The sequence below is a fragment of the Leptospira neocaledonica genome (assembly GCF_002812205.1).
GTDB lineage: Bacteria > Spirochaetota > Leptospiria > Leptospirales > Leptospiraceae > Leptospira_B > Leptospira_B neocaledonica.
Genome location: NZ_NPEA01000018.1, coordinates 1 through 8,785 on the forward strand (window position 1 = coordinate 1; position 8,785 = coordinate 8,785).

Sequence of the window (8,785 nt, forward strand, 5' to 3'; positions counted from 1 at the left end):
AACGATATTTAAAATTCGTCATTAATTTCAATCTATTTCAATGGATTTGTTGCACATGGCGACTAACGACCAAGGCTTATCGACGTTGGCGTGCTGAGCGTCAGCGAAGACAGGCACGAGAATTGCTCTGCAATTCAAGTGACTGAGCCAATGTGCCGGAGGCCAAGCGAGAGTTGCGAAGCAAGCTCGAAGCGCAGCGATAAGCCGATAGTTAGACGTCGTGCGGACTGTTAGAGAGCATCTAACTTCTCGCGAATTACCGCTTTTGCTCGGATAACTTTTTCCGAAATGTCCTTCGCTATCTTTAATGATTTTTCCGCATCCATCTGAGCTTTCTCGAACTCTTTAGGTCGGATTGAGCACTTACTAGCAAACTCAACGAAGGACCGTTTATCAAAAAGATCAAAACGAATATTATTCACAATCTGCTTAGCCTTATCTCGATCTGTTTGAGATAATAAATTTCCCAATTCAGCCATATCAGCTGAAAGTTTTTTAAGACGTTTATGTAAATCAACAACTAATACCTGATGATCCTCTTTGCATCTATTTGTAACAAAAGCCCGTTTTACAAGAGCCAAGTCGTCCACATCACCACTAATGTCACCCAGTTTTGTGTCTATCTTCGCTAGTTCATCTTTCGTGCCAATTTTTTTCAACCAATCATCGAAATGGGTTACAAAAGTAAGAAGTTTTTCGAGACCAGAAATATATTTTTGAACCGGCTCAGCTGAAAGCGGAACAATTGGAAAAAGTGAAAGCATAAAACAAAGCAACATTAAGTATCTCATTTCTTTTTTTCCTTTTGCTTAGATTGCATTTTTTTATATAGAAGAGAGATACAAATTCCAAGCCATAGAACAATTAATGGAGTTACGAGAGGCATGATGTTTGTCGCAGCAAATCCGTGTTCAAGTATGCGAGCAAATATGTATCCCCTATTAATGAATAGAAATAGGCTTATTATTAAACAAGCACCTGCTAAAAATAATAAGGTGTTAATGAAAAGAGTTTTCATATTTTGAAATAGCCCCATGACGTCTAACGACCAAGGCTTGACGACGTTTCGCGAGTGCGCAAGCACTTGGCGCGAGACTTGCCTTGCAAGACGAGTGACAAAGCGAAATGTGCCGAAGGCCTAGCGAGAGTTGCATAGCAATCTCGAAGCGCAGCGATAAGCCGATAGTTAGGCGCAGTAACGCGCGCAATGACTCAAAATTGTTCTTTTACAAAAATGATCACTATATAATCACGTTTATACTACAAGGAGGAAATTGATACATCGTATTGCTTCTTTTAATAGTGCTAAATTGATAAAGTCACCAATTATCTTCTTTATCTTTTCTCCCGGAAATTGACTCTACTAGTGGATTCACAATAAGCGGTTCAAAACACTTTGATAATACATTTTGTATATCTTCTTCGTCCGTAGGTCCCCAAGAAATCTTCTCTTTATTATACGGGTGAAGTCGGTAAGACCATATATTCTCTATTTTGATTCGTATTTTATTTTCTCTTGCTTGAAAATCAATGGAAAAATCATGATAAGCAGCATCGGCCTCTGTTAATGAATACGAGACATCGCATTTCAATGTTCCTTTCCCAATGATTCTTGATTCTATTGAATCTTTTAGGCGAGTGACTGAATTAGAATCGTTAAAGTTTTTAGAAAACCAAATCGCAGCTCTGTCATAAGCCTTATTCTTATCTACGCCAGTATTCTCTTTCACAAAAGATTTTTGTCGTATCTCGACAGGCGCAAGAGATGCAAGGGACGCACAATTAAATGCCAGCCCAATCCATAAAAATATCGATATTTTTGCTTTTTTATTCATATATTCTCCTATGAAGTGATAATTAAATTAGGGTTTTTCTGTAAAAGATAAATACTATTGTCGAAAGAAATCTTAACGGCATTTTTTCGCGTTATTGCGCCTAACGACCAAGGTGTTCCGACGTTTGCAATGGCACGAGTTTGCTAACGCAAACGAAGTGACAGAAGCAAATGTGGCGAAGCCCGAGCAAGGGTTGCGAAGCAAGCCCGCAGCGCTGCGGAAGCACCGATAGTTATGCGCAGTGCTCTTTTGTGCAGCCTTTAACGTAAATGCTTTGGAATCCGCCCCAACTTAGTAGCAGACGTGATCAATCCTTGGAAGTCAGGGAACAAGGTCTCGCCTCGAATATTTAGGCCTCCCAATAAATATGTACAATTTTGCGTTTTAACCTGTTTTAAGTTAATGACCATATTCTCTTTCATTTCAAAAGCTTTCTGAAAATTTTCAAAAGTAGGCGCCTCATATTCATAATCTATCTTCAATTCTTGAACATCTTCACCCTTAAGCATACTAACTAAATTTATCATACTTGAAGTTCTTGAATTTATAGGCATAAGAAAACAGCCATTCTGCATTATTAATCTTCGATTCATTCTTAAAGGTTCAATTGGAATCATAAGATTCGGAATAGATGCATTTTTTTCCGACCAAAAACCTTTCATACTATAATGCAAAAGAATATTTAATAAGGAATTTTCTGGTCTTAAAGATCTCAGTAATTCTTCTTCTTTCCACCTATTCCTTGTAAATCTATTTGAGTATCCATATACAGATTCATATTTAGATTTATTCGGCAGTAAATTTTGCACAGATGCCACAAGCTTATCTTTAAGAATTTCTCTATTAAAGCACCAAATTGCCGGATCAAAATCCTCTTCCAGTTTCCAAAATGAAAAATAGAGTGCCACAGGAAAGGAATGCGTAAAATCTAAGAGTCGGGTTCTACCCCCATGATGTTGAATTAACGACCAAATCTCGAGAATACTGTCAGGGTCAAATTTCCATTCAGATTCATAATGATAAGCAGCTCTAAAAAATTTCTCTAATGCAATTGTTTCATCAATTCCATATCCTCCATCTCTTAGATCTTCTAAATCATAGTCTCTCTCCACAGTTGTCGTTAATGAATATTTTTCCTTTGGAATTCCTCTAAATATATACGACTTTTTCGTAATAGCTAGAGCTCGCATGTAATCTAAGATATTTTCTATTGAATCGAAATTATATTTTTTAATCTTCATATTTAGAGCATTGCGCCTAACGACCAAGGCTTGACGACGTTTCGCGAGTGCGCAAGCACTTGGCGCGAGACTTGCCCTGCAAGGCGAGTGACAAAGCGAAATGTGCCGAAGGCCAAGCGAAGGTCGCGAAGCGATCCTGAAGCGCTGCGTCACAGCCGATAGTTAGGCGCCGTTCGAACGTGAAATCGGAAAGCATTGCTTAATGCCCGTTGAAAAAATAAAAATACTTGGTCTTCTATGCGTTCCCAAAACTATCTGAAACAGAAATAGTCTTTCTTCATATTGCCTTAGTATTCCAGGTGGACCATTTGGATTTTTCAATTTGATACTACGCTCAGTAAGAAATATTTCATCAAAAACTTGATTATCAAATTGATTTTGCAAAAACAATAAGAAGCTATTTTGACTAACGGGTTTTCCAGTCTCAGTCGCTTCCAGTAGCTCTTTGACCTCAGCAACTTCAGTATCATTCTCCGGAATTATCTTAATAAAGCTTATACTCGGTTTAGAGAAAGATTGCCTAATAAATAGAGCATAGTTATCTCCAGGCGTAGCCTGAGAATTTTTGCTAAGTGAATATTTCTGTCCAGTTCCAACTATAATACAGGAGTTTTTATTAAGAATAGGAACACTTCCGTGCTTGAATTTCTCTAATACAGAACAAAATGCCTCATTAGTATTCTCTTTACATAAGTTAGAGAGATTCTTATCTAAATCTTCATCTGACTCTGCCGAAAGATAACAAGGAATTAAAAGTAATATAATTATTAATTTCTTCATAATGAGTTATTTTCCGTTCGTATGGCGTATAACGACCAAGGCTTGACGACGTTTCGCGAGTCCGAAGGACTTGGCGCGAGACTTGCTCTGCAAGGCGAGTGACAAAGCGAAATGTGCCGAAGGCCAAGCGAGAGTTGCGAAGCAATCTCGAAGCACTGCGTCAGAGCCGAAAGTTAGCCGCAGTGATTTGAGCAAGGTTACGTGACTTCAAATCCAAAACAGCGTAATTCTTGAACTACAAATAATTTACTCTCTAAGAATTCTGCGTTATTTATATTAAACAGAGCAATATTTAGTCCATAACCAAGTTTGCTATCGTAAATAATGCCATCATAACCAGCATGTTTAATCAATTCGGATAATATTTGGGTAGGAACATATTGAGCTGAATCGTCATCATTAGATATTGGAATAGAAAATGCTTCATTTACATCGGACCAAAGCAAATAATCGATGGTTTCGTAAATCGGCTCTGGTAAATAATTTACGTTTTCCATTTTTTCGTTCGCAAAATTAATCAACTTAAGATCTGACTTAACGCCGAAATAGCCTATGGACACCAATTCTTCTTCCCAAGGTCTCGTTTCCATAATGCAAGTATCAATATCATTTCCTAGATATAGGCAAGGAAGCCCTTTGGGATTAACTCTTCCTTCTTTTGCGCGATACTTTAACGGTATCATTCTTTCAGCTGTATAGGGAACAGGCTTTCTCTTATCCTCGTCAGTTAGTTCAACCCAATCGTTTCCCTTTTGTGCTCTATAAAGCACGATTTCTTGACCAAGTGTGCTCTCATGGTGAATTAATAATTTTTTAAATGCATTTAGAAATTCTACAGTATAGTTACTGTAAATATATCTATTTCTACTAATAACTTCTTCTTTGAAAAGAGAATATGATAAGTATAATCGATCCATTCTAAAATGCTGTTATTATTGTTCGATGTTTTTTATCATTGCGGCTAACGACCAAGGTGTTCCGACGTTCGCAACGGCGCGAGTTTGCTCTGCAAACGAAGTGACGGACGCGAATGTGGCGTAGCCCGAGCGAGAGTTGCGTAAGCAAGCTCGAAGCGCTGCGGAAGCACCGATAGTTAGGCGCCTGTAACGCCTTGCTGCGCCACGGATGGCGCTCTGCCAATCCCCTATCTCTTAATTTTCGTGAAAATTCCTATTGACTGCAAATATATGTATAGTATATTGCTACCATACATATGTCGTCAATCGACTTTGAATGGGATTCAGCAAAAAACTCTTCCAATAAAAGAAAGCATGGTATTTCTTTTGAAGAAGCTAAAACAGTCTTCTATGATGAAAACGCTAGGATTATTAATGATCCGGATCATTCCGATAATGAAGAAAGATTCATCATTCTTGGATTTAGTCATAAACTGAATTTACTTATGGTTTCACACTGTTACAGATCATCTAAAGACGTAATTAGAATTATTTCTGCAAGAAAAGCTACAAAATCTGAATCTAAACAATACGAGACATTTTTATGAGAAAAGAATACGATTTTTCAAAATCGAAGAAAAACCCTTACTTAAAGAAATTGAAAAAGCCTATTACCATCAGAGTTGATGTTGATACAATAGGTTATTTCAAAGGCTTATCTGATAAAACAGGTATTCCTTATCAAAATTTAATTAATTTATATTTAGCTGAATGTGCTTCGAAACACAAAAAAATCGACCTTTCCTGGAAATAAAAATCTATCACATCAAGCCGGACAAGGATGTCCGGTATTCGTTTCAAGCGTTATGGCGCCTAACGACCAAGGGTTATCGACGTTTTGCGCGTGCATAAGCACTTGGCACGAAGCTTGCCATGCAAGATGAGTGACAAAGCAAAATGTGGCGCGGCCCAAGCAAGAGTGCGAAGCATCTCGAAGCGCAGCGATAACCCGATAGTTATACGCCGTAGCTTAATAATTAAATGGAAAGTTCTTTTTGAAGTTCGAGTTCTTTCTTAAGAACCTTGTTAATGATCGAATTTATATCTTTACCCTTAGAAGAAGCAATTTTGGAAAAATATTCTTCAATATCTTCATCGAGGTATATCGGAAGATGCATATCTCTCTTATCTTTTATAAAAAAGATTCCTTTTTTACCTTTAGAGAAGTCATAGTGTTTTTTCATTTCTTAATCTTTGCCTAATCTTTGGAAATATTCTTTTTCTTCCAATTTGTCAGCTTTTCTTGCGGAAATTATTCTTAGTTTCTCTTCTTTTTTATTGGATCTGTCTACAAAAACAACCACGATTATAGTAAAATTTTCAATTTTCCCGAGCACAAGCCATCTTTCTTCATTTTCAGAATGATTTTCATCCGGAATATAGATCGCATCTTTATCAAGAAAAACCTGAGAGGCTTGTTTAAATGAAATTTGGTGCTTCTTAAGATTTGAAGAGTTCTTTTTGTCATCCCATTCAAAGAGCATTTATTTAAGAAATATTTAGATGGAATGCTTGGTAAATCAGAATATTCCTCAAGTGTATTTTCTTTTTCAAACCGGAAGATTCTTAAGCTATGGCGTATAACGACCAAGGCTTGACGACGTTTCGCGAGTCCGAAGGACTTGGCGCGAGAATTGCTCTGCAAGGCGAGTGACAAAGCGAAATGTGCCGAAGGCCAAGCGAGAGTGCGAAGCATCTCGAAGCGCAGCGTCAGGGCCGATAGTTAGGCGAAGAACAAAATTATATAAGGGAGTTTATATGAATATGATCACTATAAACAATCTCTTTTCCAAAACGAGCAAATAATCTTATCAGCGAGTTGTTTTCAACATTCAGTAAATAATTTATCGCGGTCACTTTAAATCTAATGTAATTTTTCGAAGGAAATATAATTGGATCTTTAATTATATGAGAAAATTTGGTTTCAGGCCCAGACTTTAGGTTTAAGTAGGGTAAATTCGAAGGCTGTTTTCCCCTATATTTTTTACTCAACCAACCATTCGGTAGTGACTTTTTTATATTGGGAATCTTGATTTTAAAATGATATTTGGATTCTTTGACTTCCTTATATTTCGGTGTCGCAACTCCTTTTGGATAATCTTCCCACGCCATTTTTGAAAGGAGTATGCCGAATTCGGTAAAAAGAATACTATTTTCTATTCCATTATAGAGTATGATATCAAGCTCTAGATTATTACTTTTGCCAAAATCTCCAAAGCCTTCGAATAAAATGACCTTCCCCCTACTAAAAAAAGACTTATAATTATAGCGGATATTCCAAAATTCATTTTTTATAAATATATTAGAAAATTCTATGCCTTTGATTCTTTTTTGCGAAACTTGAATACTTGATTCGACTATATTCCGTATCTCCCTTTCTTTAAAGGGATGATTTTGCACCGATTTATCAAAAATTTTTGAAACTAGTTTTTCAACTATAGATCTTAATTCTGAGGGTTCCAGAAAGTTCTTTGCTAATGAATATTTATTTATATAATTCAATAATCTAAAACAAGCTTGTTCCATTAAGGCATCCACATTTAAGTCCATTGGTGGATATATAAGAACTTTTCCAATTCTAGGTATAAAAAGTAAACTCCTCGATTTCTGTCCAAATAGCATTAAGATGTATTCGTCGGCCCTTGCAGTATTCTCTAAATCTGCCGCCCATTTGTGTGCGTTAGATTCACTTATAACATTCTTAGAAGACTTAACTTGAACTACTATTTTTCTCCCGTTTTTATGCTGAATTAGTAAGTCAACTTTTTCAGATTCATTATGTGGTTCGACAGAAATGAAATCTATATTTTTGTTTTCATTCAAAAACAAAAGCAATGAGCCTAATACTTGAACATAAATTCCTCTAAGTGTATCTATGCCTCCCATTTTAACATCCTAATTATTTTGTTTTTCGCCTAACGACCAAGGTGTTCCGACGTTTGCGATGGCACGAGTTTGCGCATGCAAACGAAGTGACAGAAGCAAATGTGGCGTAGCCCAAGCGAGAGTTGCGAAGCAAGCTCGAAGCGATGCGGAAGCACCGATAGTTAGACGACGTCAATTTGACTAAATCGTGCAGCACTTTGCTTTCATTCTATTTTAATGAATTGACCGAAAACCCAACCATACACTTGAGAAAATTCAGATTGATAGACCGCTATATAATACCAATAGTTTTCCCATTTCTCTATTTTTTCTTTTTCCTTGGTCCTAGCAATTACGACAACGTTCCAATCCTTTTGCAAGGAAGTATATTTCTTCTCAACAGAATCCGAACAACAGCTTTCAGTTGTCAGATTTACATTAATTATTTTACTATTAATGGAAGGTTCATCCCGAAATCTAACCGCATCCGTGGTAACTGCCTTTCTACCTCCCATCATTATTCCGTCCACATGTTCTATAACAACCCGCTTTCCTATTCGATCTCGGTGATCTAATGAATAGAGAACAGTTTGTTTTTGATTATTTTTATTGGAACAAATTAGTCTTTTTTCACCTAAAAACTTAGCATCTGAACCGCCAACCTCGCAAATATCAAAAAATGAACCGTTCGGACATTCGGGTGAGTTTAATTTCTTTAGATCCTTATCAACTGAAAAGATCAGAGAGTTGGATTTCCGGTCTACATTTTCATAGCATGTGTTACGCTGTGCAATTTGATAAAAAGATATAACAACTTTATTATTATCAAATTCTAATTTCACTCTTGAATTCTCATTGTAAGGATCCGATGAGTAACTCCCACTATATAATGATTCCGACGAAACCATCTCAACAATGAAAAATTGTATTAAAAATATTGTGATTATTTTGAAAATATTCATATTGTTACCATCTATTTTAATTGATGTCGTCTAACGACCAAGGCTTATCGAAGTTGGCGAGCTGAGCAGTTGCGAAGACAGGCACGAGAATTGCTCTGCAATTCGAGTGACTGAGCCAATGTGGCGCAGCCCAAGCGAGAGTTGCG

Annotated in this window: 11 protein-coding genes; 2 read left to right on the plus strand and 9 right to left on the minus strand. The window is 36.8% G+C overall.

Features of this window, described 5'->3' with window-relative positions; genetic code table 11:
• Positions 1–230 precede the first annotated feature (230 nt).
• From CH365_RS19650 to CH365_RS19680, 5 genes are all read right to left on the minus strand, one after another.
• Positions 231–791: a hypothetical protein gene (locus tag CH365_RS19650; protein ID WP_100770248.1), complete on the minus strand. Its 561-nt coding sequence runs from the start codon at positions 789–791 to the stop codon at positions 231–233.
• A gap of 528 nt (positions 792–1,319) precedes the next feature.
• On the minus strand, positions 1,320–1,835 hold the full coding sequence (locus tag CH365_RS19660; RefSeq protein ID WP_100770250.1) for a DUF4468 domain-containing protein: 516 nt from the start codon (positions 1,833–1,835) through the stop codon (positions 1,320–1,322).
• A gap of 260 nt (positions 1,836–2,095) precedes the next feature.
• Positions 2,096–3,076, minus strand: coding sequence for an FRG domain-containing protein (locus CH365_RS19665; protein WP_244283335.1), 981 nt, complete (start codon positions 3,074–3,076; stop codon positions 2,096–2,098).
• Between the two features lie 162 nt (positions 3,077–3,238).
• On the minus strand, positions 3,239–3,856 hold the full coding sequence (locus CH365_RS19670) for a hypothetical protein (protein ID WP_100770252.1): 618 nt from the start codon (positions 3,854–3,856) through the stop codon (positions 3,239–3,241).
• A 197-nt stretch (positions 3,857–4,053) separates the two neighbouring features.
• Positions 4,054–4,773, minus strand: a complete 720-nt coding sequence (locus CH365_RS19680; RefSeq protein ID WP_100770254.1) for an RES family NAD+ phosphorylase — start codon at positions 4,771–4,773, stop codon at positions 4,054–4,056.
• Positions 4,774–5,069: 296 nt separating this feature from the next.
• Between CH365_RS19680 and CH365_RS19685 the strand changes: the two genes are divergently transcribed.
• The gene (locus tag CH365_RS19685) at positions 5,070–5,360 is read left to right on the plus strand and encodes a BrnT family toxin (protein WP_100770255.1); all 291 of its coding nucleotides are present in this window, start codon (positions 5,070–5,072) and stop codon (positions 5,358–5,360) included.
• Positions 5,357–5,566: a CopG family antitoxin gene (locus CH365_RS19690; protein ID WP_100708323.1), complete on the plus strand. Its 210-nt coding sequence runs from the start codon at positions 5,357–5,359 to the stop codon at positions 5,564–5,566. Before CH365_RS19685 ends, CH365_RS19690 begins: the two co-directional genes overlap by 4 nt.
• 223 nt (positions 5,567–5,789) lie before the next feature.
• On the opposite strand, the gene CH365_RS19695 is transcribed toward CH365_RS19690, so the two are convergent.
• From CH365_RS19695 to CH365_RS19710, 4 genes are all read right to left on the minus strand, one after another.
• Complete coding sequence (locus tag CH365_RS19695; RefSeq protein WP_100770256.1) at positions 5,790–5,996, minus strand: toxin-antitoxin system, antitoxin component; 207 nt, start codon at positions 5,994–5,996, stop codon at positions 5,790–5,792.
• A 3-nt stretch (positions 5,997–5,999) separates the two neighbouring features.
• Positions 6,000–6,296, minus strand: coding sequence for a BrnT family toxin (locus CH365_RS19700; protein ID WP_100770257.1), 297 nt, complete (start codon positions 6,294–6,296; stop codon positions 6,000–6,002).
• Positions 6,297–6,552: 256 nt separating this feature from the next.
• Positions 6,553–7,698: a hypothetical protein gene (locus CH365_RS19705; RefSeq protein ID WP_100770258.1), complete on the minus strand. Its 1,146-nt coding sequence runs from the start codon at positions 7,696–7,698 to the stop codon at positions 6,553–6,555.
• A 203-nt stretch (positions 7,699–7,901) separates the two neighbouring features.
• Positions 7,902–8,519, minus strand: a complete 618-nt coding sequence (locus CH365_RS19710; protein ID WP_100770259.1) for a hypothetical protein — start codon at positions 8,517–8,519, stop codon at positions 7,902–7,904.
• Positions 8,520–8,785 lie beyond the last annotated feature (266 nt).